At 39.4% G+C, this 16,812-nt stretch carries 11 protein-coding genes; 3 read left to right on the forward strand and 8 right to left on the reverse strand.

The annotated features are described in order from the left end of the window. Positions 1–153 precede the first annotated feature (153 nt). From secG to miaB, 5 genes are read right to left on the reverse strand one after another with little or no spacing between them, the layout of a single operon-like run. Positions 154–513: a preprotein translocase subunit SecG gene (gene secG / locus KZP23_RS11910; protein WP_226336452.1), complete on the reverse strand. Its 360-nt coding sequence runs from the start codon at positions 511–513 to the stop codon at positions 154–156. A 12-nt stretch (positions 514–525) separates the two neighbouring features. Further along, a complete protein-coding gene (locus tag KZP23_RS11915; protein ID WP_226336453.1) occupies positions 526–1,407 on the reverse strand; it encodes a hypothetical protein in 882 nt (293 codons plus the stop codon). 39 nt (positions 1,408–1,446) lie between these two features. Further along, a complete protein-coding gene (locus KZP23_RS11920; protein ID WP_226336454.1) occupies positions 1,447–1,983 on the reverse strand; it encodes an LptE family protein in 537 nt (178 codons plus the stop codon). Beyond that, entirely contained in the window at positions 1,976–3,265 is a 1,290-nt protein-coding gene (locus KZP23_RS11925; protein WP_226331952.1) for a sigma-54 interaction domain-containing protein, read from the reverse strand. Before KZP23_RS11925 ends, KZP23_RS11920 begins: the two co-directional genes overlap by 8 nt. 22 nt (positions 3,266–3,287) lie before the next feature. Further along, entirely contained in the window at positions 3,288–4,748 is a 1,461-nt protein-coding gene (miaB, locus tag KZP23_RS11930; RefSeq protein ID WP_226331953.1) for a tRNA (N6-isopentenyl adenosine(37)-C2)-methylthiotransferase MiaB, read from the reverse strand. A gap of 209 nt (positions 4,749–4,957) precedes the next feature. Between miaB and KZP23_RS11935 the strand changes: the two genes are divergently transcribed. The 3 genes from KZP23_RS11935 (at position 4,958) to tamL (ending at position 12,703) form a co-directional block, all read left to right on the forward strand. Further along, a complete protein-coding gene (locus KZP23_RS11935; RefSeq protein ID WP_226336523.1) occupies positions 4,958–5,119 on the forward strand; it encodes a catalase in 162 nt (53 codons plus the stop codon). 259 nt (positions 5,120–5,378) lie between these two features. After that, positions 5,379–10,394, forward strand: coding sequence for a translocation/assembly module TamB domain-containing protein (locus KZP23_RS11945; protein WP_226331955.1), 5,016 nt, complete (start codon positions 5,379–5,381; stop codon positions 10,392–10,394). An 8-nt stretch (positions 10,395–10,402) separates the two neighbouring features. Next, positions 10,403–12,703 carry a translocation and assembly module lipoprotein TamL gene (tamL, locus tag KZP23_RS11950; protein WP_226331956.1) on the forward strand — a complete coding sequence of 767 codons (2,301 nt, stop codon included), beginning with the start codon at positions 10,403–10,405 and terminating at the stop codon, positions 12,701–12,703. Positions 12,704–12,772: 69 nt separating this feature from the next. Here the strand turns inward: tamL and pfkA are convergent, their stop codons facing one another. The 3 genes from pfkA to priA form a co-directional block, all read right to left on the reverse strand. Beyond that, on the reverse strand, positions 12,773–13,759 hold the full coding sequence (pfkA, locus tag KZP23_RS11955) for a 6-phosphofructokinase (RefSeq protein WP_226331957.1): 987 nt from the start codon (positions 13,757–13,759) through the stop codon (positions 12,773–12,775). After that, positions 13,749–14,135 (reverse strand): methylglyoxal synthase, encoded by a 387-nt coding sequence (locus KZP23_RS11960; protein WP_186756354.1) that lies wholly within the window; start codon positions 14,133–14,135, stop codon positions 13,749–13,751. Before KZP23_RS11960 ends, pfkA begins: the two co-directional genes overlap by 11 nt. Before the next feature lie 151 nt (positions 14,136–14,286). Then, entirely contained in the window at positions 14,287–16,812 is a 2,526-nt protein-coding gene (gene priA / locus KZP23_RS11965) for a replication restart helicase PriA (protein WP_226331958.1), read from the reverse strand.

Here is a 16,812-nt window from a genome sequence, read left to right on the forward strand (position 1 = left end):
GTTTTGGTTTAGCATAAATTAAAAGGTACTACTAAATCGAGATAGTGCCAAAATTAAACGGGTTTATTAACAAATATTTAGAAAAATAATAATCCTAAAACAAAAATAGCCCGTTTGATAAACGGGCTATTTGAAATCTCTTAATTTATATGCTTATTCTGCACTATCAGTAGAAGTGGCTTCTTGTTCACTAGGAAGTATGCTTTCGCTTTCGCCAAAAGCTGGTGTTATCCCTTGCTCTTTAGCGTTTTCTATATTGGGAGAATTATACTCGTCTCCCACAGAAGCAGTTTCGTTAATAAACGCGGAGGAAATTAGGGAAAGCACTAGGATGGCGATAGCCAAAACCCAAGTGGATTTTTCAAGAATATTTCCAGTTTTGGTAACCCCCATGATTTGTGAAGCACTTCCTCCAAATGCAGCACCAACACCGCCTTTTGAGTTTTGGCCCAAAATCACTAGTACCAATAATACGGCCAAAACGATGATGACACTGATTATTAAAGTAAACATATAATATTGAATTTAATCTTTTAACTCTTTTATTAAGTCCGCAAAATAAGCCTTTTTCTTCGGAAATTTCAAAATTAATTTCTCATAAATTTCTTTTGCCTTATCTTTTTTGCCTTGTTTGGTCAATAACTTGGCATAAGACTCAGATAGTAGCTTGTCACTAAGTTGGGTGCTTTTTACCGATAGGTCCTGAAGCTTATTGCTGTCTTCATTTTCCTTGATCGTAGCCATCTTGATTTCCTTTTTACTAAAGGCTTTAATGATGTCTATTTGTTCTTTTTTGCGTACGTCCTTGATGACCTTTTTCTCCTTTTTTTTGATAGTCTCTATTAGGTCATCTCCGGTTTTTTGCCTTCTCTTTGCTGTTTTTGATGATTTTTCTTTTGGCTTTTCAGCAGTACTGGACTTTGGTGGTTCTTTTTTGCTTTCCTTAGGAATTGTAGTTTTTTCCGCTTCTTGGTTTCTAAGCTTGGAGAGATTTTCTTCCAGTTTTTTCAAGACCTCAGCACGACTACTGCTAACAGGGCTTGGCTTAGGATTTTCTTCAATTTCACCTTCTTTCTCCCTTTCTGTAGGATCAGACCTGTCGTCTGATATGACAGGCTCTTCATCTTTGACAATTTGGGGCTCATCTATCGTTTGCTGCTCCGCCAAAAAAGGTAAATCCTGTTCGATTAAGGTTTTGAGCCAGGATCTGTCCGGGCTTTGTACAGCCGCCCAGTGCAATAATTCTTTGGACTCTCCTTCAGATACATTTAGCTCGTATTTGGCTGCAAGAACCTTTGGTACCAAGAAATAGGGGAAGGTTTCATGAAGCTTAATCAAAGCTTTGAAGTCTTCCTTTTCAAGATTATTGCCTTTTTTTATGATACTTAAAAGTTCAGCTGCATTCACAGGTTTGTCCGTTTGTTTAATTATCTAATTTAAAGAAAATTACCAATTAGCCACAGTTGAAGTGAAAATATCCTGAATGATGTTTTCGAAGATAGTGTCGATCAACTCCGTTTCTACAGTTAGCAAAGATGTGCTTCTTGGGTCATAATCCTGATAAAAGGAAAAGGTCTTCTTCGTGTCTTCCTCCTCATTGGATAGGTTCATATAGTTTACTTCCACCGCTATGGTTAGCCTCATCTGTCCAGCCCTATCTGGCTGGTTAGGATCAGTGCTGGAAACAGTGGCCTGTGGAGTGATACTGTACCTTGTGATCGCTCCTTCAAACTGGAGATCTCCATTGTTTTGGACCAGTTCTAATTGGGTATTTCTTTGGAAATAATCCTTCAGGGACTCGGTAAAGTTCTGTCCCATATTGGCAGGGCCTCCCCCAGAATCATTAAAGAAGTTGGCTACAGAAAATGACTTGGTGACATTATAATCCAAGGTAGTTCCCGTAAAACTGTACTCTACCTTGCAGGCTGTTAGCAGTAAGAAAGGGCAAAGCAAGTAGCCAATGATGAGTTTAAACCTACTCATTGATATCATATTGTTTGATTTTACGATATAAGGTTCTTTCTGATATTCCCAAGTCCTGCGCAGCGTATTTTCGTTTATTATTGTGTTTTCGCAGTGCTTTAATGATCAATTCTTTTTCTTTTTTTTCTATAGAAAGTGAATTGTCATCTTCCTCGTGCATAATATCTTCAATGCCTTCATCATCATAGTCTTCATTTTTTGAAGAAGAGCCGGATTCTAAAATAATCGGCAATGAAGATTGGGGTTTTTCATTACTTTCTTCAAATGGAACTGAGGTCTCCATGTCTTCAAACAGCGAGTGGTGCTTTTTGATGATATTGGAATTGATCTCCCCAGATTGGTAGGTTTCTAGAACCAGTTTTTTCAGGTCGGTCATATCCTTTTTCATGTCGAATAAGACCTTATAAAGGATTTCCCTTTCTGAAAAATCATTTGATTTGTCACCTTCTTTTCCGCTTCCGTGGGCATATGGAGCAGGCAAGTTGGATTCAGTGGTAGGGAGGTATTTGGCCATGGTGATAGCATTTACTTCCCTGTCTTCTTCCAGTAAGGATATTTGTTCTGCCAAATTTTTTAATTGCCGGATATTTCCTTTGAAAGGGAACTTAAGCAATAATTCTTTGGCTTCACTGTCCAGGGAGATAGGGGTTACATTGTATTTTTCAGAAAAATCAGTGGTGAATTTTCTGAAAAGTAAGATAATATCTGTCCCTCTTTCCCGTAACGGTGGGACGTATATGGGGACTGTGTTCAGCCTATAATAAAGGTCTTCTCTGAATTTGCCTTTTTCTACAGCCTTGATCAGGTTGACATTGGTAGCCGCTATTACTCTGACATCGGTTTTCAGGACCTTAGATGAACCTACTTTGATGAATTCTCCATTTTCAAGAATTCTAAGGAGCCTGGCTTGGGTTCCCAAGGGCATTTCTCCAATTTCATCCAAGAAAATAGAACCACCATCAGTAACTTCAAAATAGCCCTTTCTAGCTTCATGAGCACCTGTAAAGGAGCCTTTTTCATGCCCGAACAATTCGGAATCAATGGTCCCTTCTGGAATAGCTCCACAGTTGATGGCAATGAATTTGCCATGTTTGCGCTTGCTGATAGAATGGATGATTTTGGAAAAAGATTCTTTACCACTTCCACTTTCCCCAGTGATCAAGACAGTCATATCAGTAGGAGCGGCCTGCATAGCCACTCTGATGGCATGGTTTAATAATGGGCTGTTACCGATTATGCCAAAGCGTTGCTTAATGGATAATACTTCTGCGTCTGAGATCATAAATTCTATATCCTTTTTTAATTTATGAAACTACTTCTCCGAATAAGGTTGCAGCAGTGCAATCAGTTATTTTAACACGGACATAATCTCCTTTCTTATAGTCTCCTTTATTGAAAATCACCACTTTGTTGGCGGAATTTCTTCCTTTTAGCTGCTCCTCAGACCTTTTTGAAGTGCCTTCCACCAATACCAATTGTTCTTGTCCGACATCTAGCTGGTTTCTTTCTAATGAGTGTTGGGATTGTTTGTTGATGATTTCCTGCAGACGCCTTTTTTTGACGTCCAAAGCAATGTCGTCTTTGTATTTTTTGGCAGCAAGGGTGCCAGGTCTTTCTGAATAATAGAACATATAGGAGAAGTCATATTTGACGATGTCCATCAAACTAAGCGTTTCTTGATGTTCTTCCTCTGTTTCTGAACAGAAACCTGCAATCATATCCGATGAAATTCCACATTCTTGACCAAGGATTTCCCTTATTTTAGCTACTCTTTCTAGGTACCATTCTCTGTCATAGGTACGGTTCATTAAGTCGAGTACCCTGCTATTGCCACTTTGAACAGGTAAGTGGATATACTTACAGATATTATCATACTTTTTCATGGTGTAAAGTACTTCGTCTGTAATGTCCTTAGGATGGGAAGTGGAGAATCTTACCCTCAGCAGAGGATCAACCTTTGCGACCATTTCCAATAAATTGGCAAAGTTGATTACTTTACTTACAGCATCTTCCTGCTTGTTCAATCTAGCTTTGTTGTTTTCTTCAGGAGACCATTTAAAGCTGTCTACATTTTGGCCCAATAAGGTGACTTCCCTGTATCCTTGGGCAAAAAGTTCTTGGGCCTCTTTTACTATAGAGTGTGGATCTCTACTTCTTTCTCTCCCACGGGTAAAGGGCACAACACAGAAAGAACACATGTTGTCACAACCTCTCATAATGGAAATAAAAGCACTAACTCCGTCTGAGTTTAGTCTTACTGGGGAAATGTCTGCATAGGTTTCTTCTCTTGAAAGGAAGGTGTTGACACCTTTATCTCCCTCTTCAGCTACTTTGACCAAGTTAGGGAGGTCTCTGTAGGCATCTGGTCCCACTACCACATCTACCAACTTCTCTTCCTCCAGCAATTTGTCCTTTAGTCTTTCTGCCATGCAGCCCAGAACACCTATGGTGAGTTCGGGTTTTTCCTTTTTGATACTTTTAAATTGGGTCAGCCTTTTTCTTACGGTAAGTTCGGCTTTTTCCCGGATAGAACAGGTGTTTAAGAAAATCACATCAGCTTGCTCGAAATTGGCAGTGGTGTCAAATCCATTCTCTTTCATTATGGAAGCAACGATCTCACTGTCAGAGAAATTCATCTGACATCCATAGCTCTCTATATACAGTTTTTTCTGTTTTCCTGTATTCTCCTCTTCCGTGATTTTGTAATCACATGCCTGCGCCTCTTCTGCAGGAATTATATCAATGTCTTTGATAATGTTTTCCATATCGCTCATTCTATCTAATTGAGTTGCGAAATTAATAAAATACCGACAAAATGACAGATTTTTATCTGTTTAAGTTTACGCCGAATTTTAGGATGGGTTATCATTGTCATTTCCAGCAAGTCAAATGGCCGAAAGATGGAGCTTACTCTATGATTAACAGTAAGCAATAAAAGGTATGGGTAAAGTTCCATTTTAAGACATTCCAAGGCATCAAAAACTTCAATGATGAAGAAGCTTCGGAGATGAAGACCAAAGACATGGACTTTGCCCAAAGAGATTTGATGAGCCAAGATGAGCAGGAAAATACCATAAAATATAGTATCCGCGATGAGCGGCGGCTCTGGACCGAAAAAACAGGAGATCATTTATAGACAGTTTTGTCACTGGTTCCGAATGGACGAGGAGTTCGGGGCAAAAGTAGCCGAGGGACTGGGGGTAGATGTGGAAACTGTAATGACCTCTATGAACGGCATGCATTAAATATCCGAATATTGATATATGAATAAAGGTTTTTGGAGGACTTTGAAACAATTTCTTTTTGTATGACTTTTACTTATTTATCTTTGATTAAATGTTGAAAAAATTGATTTGAATAAAGTAAAACAGATATTATTTAAAATTTTTAAGGTATTGTTAAAAATACTTCTGGGGCTTTTATTGTTTGTTTTTTTGTTGTTTCTTTTTGTGCGAAGCCCTTGGGGACAGGACTTTATAGTGCAAAAGGTGGTCAATTATGCGGCTGAAAAAACGAGCACTAAAATTGATATCGATAGGCTCTATTTTACGTTTTCGGGAAACCTTTATTTGGAAGGACTGTACTTAGAGGACGCGAAAGGAGATACCTTGATATACTCCAAAAAATTGGAGACAGGAGTCAAGTTGATGCCACTGATCAAGAATGATGGCATTCATATCAGTAAGGTTGAATGGTCAGGTTTGAGGGCTAATGTTTTTAGAGGAGATGAAGGTGTTTTTAATTTCGATTTTTTAATAGAAGCGTTTGTTGGACAGGCAGGAAATGACAGCATTGCAGCCAGCACGGATAAACAAGGAGAGGGGATATTTCCTGAAATAGGCATTGGCCCGATTGATCTTAGCGATTTTAAACTGAAGTATGAAGATGAAGTATTGGGGATAAAAAGTAGGTTAGCTTTGGGTAGCTTGGATGTCAAAATTGAGCAGCTTGACCTGAAAAATATGGGTTTTTATATTAGTGATTTTCAATTTAGGGATTCCGAAGTTTTTTATGAACAAAGTAAGCCATTTCCACCATCAGAGGATGATACTGCATCAGCTGTCCTACCGCTTGTCATTATAGATAATTTTCAAGTAGCAAAGGTGAAGGCCTTTTATGAATCTATTCCTGATCAAATTAGTGCGCAGCTTGATTTGGGGGAATTATTGGTCCAATTACCCGAAGCAGATTTGGTGGGACAAAAAATTGACTTGAGAAAATTATCCCTGTCCCAGTCTAAAGTGAAAGTGAACTTGCCAGCTACATCCACAAGTAAACTACCTGATGAGGAAGAGTTGGTAGAGGAAGAATTTGAATGGCCAGACTGGACCATAGATATCGGATCAATTGATTTGTCAAATAATGAAATTGCATATGCTTTGGGAGCACAAGCACCCAAAAAGGGAGTGTTTAACTCCGAAGCGATGGATATTAGGGATGTTAATTTCATGGCCTCCCAATTGTATTTCAATCGATCTGGGTTGGGACTTTCTCTTGATCGCTTTGATTTCAATGAAAACAGTGGCTTTACTCTGAAGGAATTTGCTTTTCAGCTTGATATGGACCAAAATGAGTTGAAGCTTCAGGGACTTCAATTGGCGACCCTAAACAGCAATATAAGTGGGGCAATGCATCTTGATTATTCTTCTATAAGCGAGTTGATCTCTCAACCAGAAAGAACAGGGTTCAATTTGGATATTCCGCAGATAAATTTGTCTATTAAAGAAATTTTTCCCTTTGCTCCTGAGCTTAAAGAGGACCCTTACATAAAGGCACTTGCTGAGCAGGGGGTGGAGGGTGAGATTAAGTCCAATGGAAGCTTAAACAAGATAACTCTTTCCTCATTTGATTTTAATTGGGGGGAGCATACCAAGCTCGTGGCAAATGGGAACATCTTGGATCCCATGGATGTAGATAAAGTTATGTTGGATTTGAACAAACTAAATTTTTCTACCAATAGAAATGATATTAGCAAGTTTATTGATGAAGGGGATTATGGAGTGAAATTCCCAGAGAAAATAGACCTGAATAGTGAAGTGAAAGGGGGAATGAAAGAAGTTATGGCCAAGGTAAGTGTGATGATGCCAGAGGGGGATATTGAATTGGCTGGAAGTTTCAGGGATAAAGAATTGGTTAAATATGATCTTGATCTTAACGTACAGCACTTGCTTCTGGGGCGGTTGTTACCAGGGGGGAAGCTGGATACCTTAAGCTTTTCCATGTCCAGTTCTGGCCAAGGGAATAGTTTGGAAAACTTAACGGCCAATTTTGAGTCAGAGTTTGATCAATTAGGCTTCAATGGATACACTTATTCTGGGCTATCGCTCCGTGGGAAATTGAAAGATGGTGAGGGGGGACTTAAAATGTCGATAATAGATGAATATGTTGATTTGGACCTTGATTTAGCTCTTAAATTGGATTCTACCAATGCTCAGTATGGTGCTGTTTTGGATTTACGGGGTGTAAATCTAATGGCATTAGGCTTGAGCCAGAAGGATATAAGGGCTAAAATGAAACTGAAGGCAGATTTTAGAGGAAGCCTAGATACTTTTGAGCTTAAAACTACAGTGGGGGAAGGTATAGTGGTTTATGATGAAAGGAGCTATCCCATGGGGGATTTTGAATTAGATACCTTTGTCCGGCCGGATAGTACTAGTATGGATATAAAGAGTTTGATGTTAAATGGACATGCTCGATCAAATTCCTCTCCAGAACAGATTGCAAGAAGCCTCCAGTATCATTTTCAAGGGTATTTGATGGATAGCATTGCCAGAGATAGTAGGCAGTTTGATTCGCTTCGAATTAATGATAATGGGGTGGTTTTGGATGCAGATTTGGCTTTTAACTCCGCTCCGGTTTTAGATCAAGTTGTTTTGGGAGGTTTGGATCAAATGGATTCATTGAAAATTCATCTTGACTTTAATGAACTGGAAAAAAAGCTGCTTGCCCAAATAAGTCTGCCTCGCATGAACTATAACGATATTGTCATCGATAGTTTGTCGGTTGAAGCAAATGGAGATGGTAATAACTTGGATTTTGGGCTTGGAATTAGGTCGATAGAAGCTTCACCATTGTCTATTGGTAAAACCAATTTGACAGGAGAATTGGACAATAAATTGTTACGATTAAATTTTGTTTCTTATGATGGGGAGGAGCAGTTGTATTACATGGATTCGGAATTGAAATCGATAGGAGATTCCTTGACCTTTCATGTAATTCCAGAGAAATTGGTACTGAACCGAAACCAATGGGATGTGCCCTCGAACAACCAGGTTTTGATGTCTGGGAAATCAATCGGCTTTAAGAGTTTTTCTTTCTCCAATAATCAACAACAGATTGGCTTCAGTAATGAATTAAATAATAGTGAGGAGCCACAAATTGGCGTGTCTTTTTCCAATTTTCGCTTGGCAACTCTAGTGAGTTTGTTGAATCCTGATGAACTGTTAGTTGGCGGTAAGGTCAATGGAGATTTTATAGTTGAAAATCCTTTTGGGGCCATTGGATTATTAGCAGATTTGACAATCGATGATTTAATGGCTGTGGGAACAAATTTGGGTAATTTAAAACTTGCGGCAAGCTCAAAAAATAGGGGGAATTATGATTTCAATCTTGCATTGAAGGATCAAGGAATTGATTTGGATTTAATAGGAGATTATATAGCAAACGAGGCGGGGGCAGATTTAGATTTAGACCTGAGTTTAAATGAGCTAAAATTAGAAGTGCTTCAAGGTCTTTTGGATGAGCAGATTAGCGAAGCAACGGGTAGCTTGAGGGGGGAGTTGGTCGTAAATGGAAATACGAAGTCTCCACAATATAAAGGTAATTTTTCCTTTAATAATGCTGGTCTAAATGTCAAAAGCCTCAATTCTAAGTTTTCCTTGCCAGAGCAGGTTTTAAGGATGGATCAGGATGGACTCTATTTTGATAGTTACACTTTTAAAGACGCAGAGGGGAATGACTTTAGCTTGAATGGCAAGGTCAATACCTCGGATATGACCAATGTGGTTTTTGATTTGAATTTAAAGGCCGATAATTTTCAGCTTTTGGATTCAGACCGAGAAAACAATGAACTCTTTTATGGTAAAGCCAATGTAGATGCAGATGTTCAGATAAGCGGCGATATGAATTTGCCTATTATCAAGGCAGATTTGAAAGTTAATGAAGGTACAAGTTTGACTTTTGTTATTCCCGAAACAGAATTAGAAGTGGTGGAAAGGGAAGGGGTGGTATTGATAGTGGATAGAGATGACCCCAATGATATATTGACCAAAACAGAAGGAGAACGGATGGGTTCCTCTTATACCGGTATGGAGCTAGATGCGATTTTTAAGGTAGATCCAGCGGCTGAGTTTAAAGTGGTGGTTGATGAGCGTTCAGGAGATAATCTGTTGATAGCAGGTCGTGCGGACATAAATTTCGCCATAGACCAAAACGGTCGTATGAATATGAGCGGAGTTTATGAGTTGGAAAAGGGCCATTATGAGATGAGTCTATATAGTTTGGTCAGCAGGAAATTCAATATTGTCAAAGGGAGTACTATTACCTGGAAGGGAGATCCTATGGATGCTGATTTGGACATTATGGCCTCTTATGAAGTACGGACATCTTCCAGTGAGTTGATGGCTTCACAGATTTCTGGGGTAAGTACAGATGTAGCAAATCAATACCGGGAAAGGTTGGACTTCTTGGTTTATTTAAATGTTGAGGGGGAATTGCTGAGGCCAGAAATTTTCTTTGGTTTGGATATGCCGGAGGATGAGCAAGGAGCCATGGGGGGCAATGTCTTTGAGGCACTGCAGCAAGTGAATGAAGATGAAGGAGAATTAAACAGGCAGGTATTTTCTTTGTTGGTATTTAAGAAGTTTATGCCCAATACTGGAGGAGATGGCTCTGGGGGTATGACAGCCGGTTTGGCCAGGTCAAGTGTTAGTCAGATGCTGTCCAGTCAATTAAATTCGCTCTCAAGTAATGTTTTAGGAAACTCTGGGTTCGAGCTTGATTTTGATTTGGACAGTTACTCAGGATATGAAGGTGATAGGACTCAATTAAGTGTCAGTGCGAGAAAACGGCTTTTCGATGATAGGTTGATTGTGCAGGTAGGTAGTCAGATGGACTTGGAGGGTACTAGCCAAAGTTCACAAAATGGAAATTCGGCCATGTTTGGCAATGTAAACCTTGAATACCTACTTACTGAAAATGGCAGGTATAGGGTGAGAGGATTCAGAAAAAATGAATATGAAAGTGTAATAGACGGTCAATTGATTGTGACTGGGATAGCATTTATTCTTAACAGAGAGTTCAATAAGTTTTATGAATTTTGGAAAGGAGAAAAAGAAAGTTCTCAAATAGAAAAACCTGATCAGAAAAGTTCAGAAGAAAATACGTCTACCCCATCTGGAAAAAGTGAATAGTGATTCAAATGATGAAAAATATTTTTGTAATTCTGATCTTCTTATTTTTCCTGTCTTCATGTGGGGTAGGAAAGTTTATTCCTGAAGGTGAGCAATTGTATACAGGAGCAACACTAGAAGTAAGATCAGATGATAAAACGGTTTCTAAAAAGGCATTGAAGAAGATTCAAACTAGAATGGAGGAGCTGTTACAACCTGAAGAAAATGGTCAATTTTTAGGAATGCGAATGGGCTTGTGGGCATATTATAAAGGAAGCAAGGAGAAACCTGGTTTTATTAATAGGTTTTTGAAAAAGAAAATTGGTGAGGAGCCTGTCTATTTCAGTTCAGTTAACCCTAATAAGACGGAGAACCTATTGCTCAACAGGCTGGAGAACAATGGTTTTTTTTATGCCCAAGCCAGTTCTCAAAGGACTGGGAAAGGGAAATATTTAGGCATGCATTACGAAGTAGCGGTAACCAAGCCCTACGTGATGGAAAAACTGGAGCTTTTGGGAGATTCACTCGGAATCCATAATGAAATATCGGAGATTTTAAAGGAAACGACATTGACCAAGGGGTCAAGATTTGAGCTTGAAGCCTTCAAAAAGGAACGCAATAGAATAAATGAAGCATTAAGACTCAGAGGATATTATAATTTTAATGCCGATTTTTTAATTTTTGAAGCGGATACCAATAATTACGAAGAGAGAAAATATGATCTTTTTATGCGGTTGAAAATGGATGTTCCAGAAAGGTCCATTGTTCCTTATAAAGTGGATCAGATTAAGGTCTATCCCAATTATTCCATAGAAGAAGAAACTAAAAATCAAGACACGACCAATCTCGAAGGTATAGATTATATTCAAGATGAATTGACGTTCAAACCGGAATTATTAGAAAAATATATATTGATCAAAGAGTCCCAGAAATATAACGCTAATCTTTCCAGGCTTACGACCAATAGGTTGTCTTCTATAGGCAACTATAGGTATGTCAACTTACGATATACAGAGAAGGACTCTGCTTCGGCAAAAGTGGAAGAAAGAAGGCTGGATGCGGATATTTATTTGTCACCGTTGAAGAAACGGTCGATCAGGGCAGAGCTGCAAGGCTTATCAAAAAGTAATAACTTCATTGGGCCTGCGGTAGAAATAACCTTTAGAAATCGAAATTTATTTTTCGGTGGAGAGACCTTTAATATCTCAGGGAATTTTGGGTATGAAGTGCAAATAGCCGGAGGCGACCGGACAGGATTGAGCACCTATGATATTGGCTTGAATACAGAAATGATTTTTCCAAGGGTTCTTTTTCCTAAATTAATAGAAGATAGATTTGTCTATTCTGTGCCCAAAACTAAAGTGAGTCTGGGAGGGGAATCTCTCAATCGCATAGGACTTTATAGATTAAATTCTGCTTCTACTAGTTATGGGCTTTATTGGAACTCCAGCCGGTACGTGTACCATGAGATTACTCCTGTTAGTTTGAGTATTGTAAACCTATCAGATACTTCACCTGAATTTGAAGAGATTTTGAATGCTAATCCCTTTTTAAGAAGAAGTTTTGAGCAGCAGTTTATTCCAGGATTGATTTATAATTTCAATTATAGTCAGCTGGGCGATGAATTTAGACAAAGTCAATTTTATGTAGGTACACAGTTGGACATGGCGGGTAATCTGATTGGCCTAATTGATGGTAAAAACTCTCAGGAGGATCCCGGCAAGGTTTTCGGAATGGAGTATGCCCAGTATGTGAGAGGAGATGTTGACTTAAGGTATCATCTAGAGATAGGAAAAGACCAAGTGCTGGCCGCAAGGTTGTTTGGAGGGGTGGGACTTCCTTACGGTAATTCGGTGTCCTTGCCCTATGTTAAGCAGTATTTTGCAGGTGGACCAAATAGTGTAAGGGCTTTTAGAATTAGGTCGCTGGGGCCGGGGACATATAAGCCCGATTCGGTAAACAATCAATCCTATTTTGAGCAGACAGGGGATATCAGAATTGAGGGGAATATTGAATATAGGTTTCCTATAGTTTCTTTCTTGAAAGGAGCGCTTTTTATGGATGCGGGGAATGTTTGGCTGATGAATGAAAATGAAGCTTTACCTGGTGGGAAATTTAGCGATTCATGGTTAAGGGAATTGGGCATTGGGGCAGGTTTAGGCTTGAGGATAGATATTGACTTTTTTGTCATTCGTTTTGATTTGGCAAGTCCTATCAGAAAGCCTTATGAGAAGGAAGGAGATAGGTGGCAATTTGAATTTAAGCCTTTTGAAAGGGATTGGAGAAGGGAAAATCTGATTCTGAATTTTGCTATTGGCTATCCATTCTGACAGGTTTTGTAAACAAAAAAATCCGGGCAAAAACTGTCCGGATTTTTCTGTAATAAAATAAATATTGAATCAGGTAGAAAGGATCTTTGCTACTCTGAAATCCTCTTCATCCACTTCTTTATCATCTACAATGGCCCTTTTGATAGGAGTGAATACCACTTTGTTGTTAATCACTCCGGCCATGACATCACATTTTCCTTGAATCAGTCCTTCCACAGCGGCCACACCTAGCTTACTGGCCAATACTCGGTCATAAGAAGTAGGAGAACCGCCCCTTTGCAGGTGACCTAGAATGGTGACTTTGATGTCATAATTTGGAAGGTGTTTCTTGACTTTTTTGGAGATTTCTAATGCTCCACCACTTTTTCCACCTTCAGCCACAATGACCACATTGGCTTGTTTTTTTGCCTTGGCACGGGTTTCCAATCTGTCAATAAGTGCTTCCACAGGCATTTTCTTCTCGGGAATTAAGGTTGCGGCGGCGGCACTGCCAATTCCCGCATTGATGGCAATAAATCCCGAATCCCTCCCCATTACTTCTACAAAGAACAATCTGTCATGGGAAGTCGCTGTGTCTCTGATTTTATCAATTGCTTCAATAGCCGTGTTACAAGCTGTGTCAAAACCAATGGTATTATCCGTGCCCGAAAGGTCATTGTCAATGGTACCAGGTAAGCCAATAGCAGGAATGCCATATTCTTTATAAAAAAGATGTGCTCCTGTAAGAGAACCGTCTCCTCCAATTACTACCAAGGCATTGATACCATGTTTTTGAAGGTTTTCATAGGCTTTTTTTCTGCCTTCAGGAGTGCGGAACTCCATGCTTCGGGCTGATTTCAGGAAAGTTCCTCCCCTCTCCAGGATATAGGCAATATCTGAGCTGTCCAGCTGCTTGATATCGTTTTGGATCATCCCTTCATAACCTCTATAAATGCCGTAAACTTCTAAATTATAATAAAAAGCACTCCTTACGACGGCCCTGATAGCGGCATTCATTCCGGGGGCATCTCCCCCTGAAGTCAACACACCTATCTTTGTGATTGCATTATTTTCCATCTTCAATTTCGCTCGTTAGTTGTTTGAACATTAATTCAGCTGAGGCCAGATTGGTAGCCAAAGGAATATTATGAACATCACAAATTCTCATCAACATCTGTACATCTGGTTCATGGGGGTGTTTGTCCAAAGGGTCTCTAAAAAACACTACCAAATCAAGTTCTTTCTGAGCTGCCATGGCCGCTATCTGAGCATCCCCACCGTAAGGGCCTGACATTAATTTTTTTACCTGAAAGCCTGATCTTTCTATATGTGATCCAGTAGTGCCTGTGGCAAAAAGTTGGATGTTTTTACCCAACAGCTTGTCCTTAAAACCACTTAGGAAATGAACCATGTCAGCCTTTTTTCCATCGTGAGCGATTAAAGCAATTTCCATTCTTTTTGGTTTAATAGGTTGAAGGCCTAAAGTTATGAAAATTTAGATATTATGTTCAAGCTTTGTCAGGCTATAATCCCGAAATATATAATACTATTGTGTTAATCGTGGTAAAATACATTTTATGTGTTAAAATACCTGCTTTAACCGCTTAATATGGATCTACATCAATTACAAACCGCACCGATTTAAATTCTTTTTTACTTTTTAGTTCTTCAATTACCGCGTTCAATTCGTGTTTAAACACAGCCGGGGATTGACCTGATTTGTCCAACTTGATCAGCAAGTCAAATAGATATTGATTTTTGATCTTACCTATGAGGGCTTTTTCTGGTCCCAAAACTATTTTTTTGACCTTTATATCTTTAAGTAAGTTGCTTAAATGGTTGGCCGCCCGCTCAGCAATTTTGAACTCTTTATGCTTGGTAGTGATTTTGATGTTCTTGACCAGTGGAGGGTAGAAAAATTGTTGTCTTTCTCCCATTTCGTTGACATAAAATTGTTGATATTCCCCCTTTATTACTTGCTTGAAAATTTCATGGTCAGGCTTTCTGGTCTGTATGATCACGTTTCCTTTTTTATTTCTTCTTCCTGCTCTTCCTGCTACTTGGGTGATTTGCTGAAAGGCCCTTTCTCCAGCCCTAAAATCGGGAAAATATAGGATACGGTCGGCATCGACTATGCCCACTACTGTGACATTATCAAAGTCCAGACCTTTGGTGATCATTTGAGTGCCCACTAAAATGTCTAAATTGCCCATGCCAAATTCTTCCAATATTTTTTGATAGGCAAATTTACTTCTGGTGGTATCCAGGTCCATTCTACCAATCCTGGCTTCAGGGAACAGTAATGACAAACTTTCTGCAATCCGTTCTGTACCTATGCCTACTGTGGTCAGTTCATGGCTTCCGCAAGCAGGACATGACCTGGGGACTTTTTCCTTAAAGCCACAATAGTGACAGCGCATCTCTTCACTGTATTGATGGTAAGTTAAACTGACATCGCAATGTTCACATTCAGGGATCCAACCACATTCTTCACAGGACATATAAGGAGCATAGCCTCTTCTGTTTTGAAATATCAACACTTGCTCTTGGTTATTGAGTGCTTCTTGGATCTTTTCTCTCATGATCCTGGTGAAATCCAATTTGAGGAGGTTTTTCTTTTTATCAGAAAGTATATCTGCAATATGGTAGTCAGGAAGTTGGGCTTCGCCAAAACGTTTGTTAAGTTCTACATAGCCATATTTTTCCATTCTGGCATTAAAGAATGATTCAAAAGATGGTGTGGCACTTCCCAAAAGGGTTTTTGCCTGGTGCAGCCAAGAAAGCATAATGGAGGCGTCTCTGGCCTGAAAGCGGGGAGCGGGATCATACTGCTTAAATGACGGCTCATGTTCCTCATCCACAATTACCAAGCCTAGGCTGTCGAAAGGCAGAAAGATGGATGATCTCACACCAACCACAAAGGAGAACTTACCGCTAAGTACTCCTTGCCAAACTTCTACCCGTTCATTGTCTGAGAATTTGGAGTGGTAAATGCCCATTTTGCTGCCGAAAACTTTCTGGAGTCGGCCTACAATTTGGGTAGTCAAGGCGATTTCAGGTAATAATAGTAAAACCTGAGATCCGCTGTCCAAAGCTTCTTGTATCAGGTGGATATATATCTCAGTCTTTCCACTTCCTGTAATTCCGTGTAAGAGAATTGCGTTCTTCTGGGTGAATTGCTCCTTTATACTGGATAGGGCGGCTTCTTGGAAGTCGGCAAGCTTAATTTCTTCTTCTGAGCCTTTTAATTGGTCAAACCTACTGACGATAACCTTAAACTCTTCAAGGATGTCATTTTTTACCAATGTTTTTAAAGAACTTGCCGATAAACCGGCATCTATGATTACCTTTTTATCTAAACCTTGTTCGTTTAGCTCAGGGTTTTGATGCACAGGTACTTCCTGAAGGTATTTTAAAAGTACCTCTTCCTGTTTGGATTTGTTGCTTATTTGTTTGAATAAGCTTTCAAGTGCCTCTTTGGATTGTGTATAGGTCTCTTTTAACCTTATTCTTGTTTCTACCTTCGGACTGTATTTTTCTCTAACCTGTTCAAATACCAATACCGCCTCTTTGGCCACCAGACTTTTGATGATGGCATAGGAGGATTTGATGCCTAGTAGCTTTCCACAATCTTCATAAGACAGTTCATCCTTTTCTGTGAGAACATCCAGGATGACCTTTTCCCTATCATCAATTGGGAAGTTACAGTTCTCAATATCAAAGGATGGGTTGAGTTGGATTTTGCTCTCACTGCTGAGTTTTAGTCCAGTGGGAAGGGCCGCATTCATGACTTCCCCTATATGGCAGCAATAGTATTCGGCCATCCAAAACCAGAATTTGATTTGTAGTGGATTTACTACAGGATTTTCATCCAATAATTCCAAGATAGGTTTGGCATCATAGGCCTCTGGTGGTTTTTGATGCACCTTTCCTATAATTCCCGTTAATACCTTTTTTTTGCCAAACTGTACAATCACCCGATAACCAATCCCAATATTGTTTTCCAGGTTTCGAGGGATTCGATAAGTGAACATTTTTGGGATAGGCACAGGAAGTATTATGTCCGCAAATATTGCGGCTGCCTGCTTGTCACGGTCAGTTTCAAAAGTTTCTCCAAATAGGTTTTCCAA

The organism is Echinicola marina (assembly GCF_020463795.1).
Lineage (GTDB): Bacteria > Bacteroidota > Bacteroidia > Cytophagales > Cyclobacteriaceae > Echinicola > Echinicola marina.

What these genes read in the sequence shown, in the direction of transcription:
- secG (WP_226336452.1), bottom strand. Translation starts at nt 513, where the DNA reads ATGTTTACTTTAATAATCAGTGTCATCATCGTTTTGGCCGTATTATTG.
- KZP23_RS11920 (WP_226336454.1), bottom strand. Translation starts at nt 1,983, where the DNA reads ATGAGTAGGTTTAAACTCATCATTGGCTACTTGCTTTGCCCTTTCTTA.
- KZP23_RS11925 (WP_226331952.1), bottom strand. Translation starts at nt 3,265, where the DNA reads ATGATCTCAGACGCAGAAGTATTATCCATTAAGCAACGCTTTGGCATA.
- miaB (WP_226331953.1), bottom strand. Translation starts at nt 4,748, where the DNA reads ATGGAAAACATTATCAAAGACATTGATATAATTCCTGCAGAAGAGGCG.
- tamL (WP_226331956.1), top strand. Translation starts at nt 10,403, where the DNA reads ATGATGAAAAATATTTTTGTAATTCTGATCTTCTTATTTTTCCTGTCT.
- pfkA (WP_226331957.1), bottom strand. Translation starts at nt 13,759, where the DNA reads ATGGAAAATAATGCAATCACAAAGATAGGTGTGTTGACTTCAGGGGGA.
- KZP23_RS11960 (WP_186756354.1), bottom strand. Translation starts at nt 14,135, where the DNA reads ATGGAAATTGCTTTAATCGCTCACGATGGAAAAAAGGCTGACATGGTT.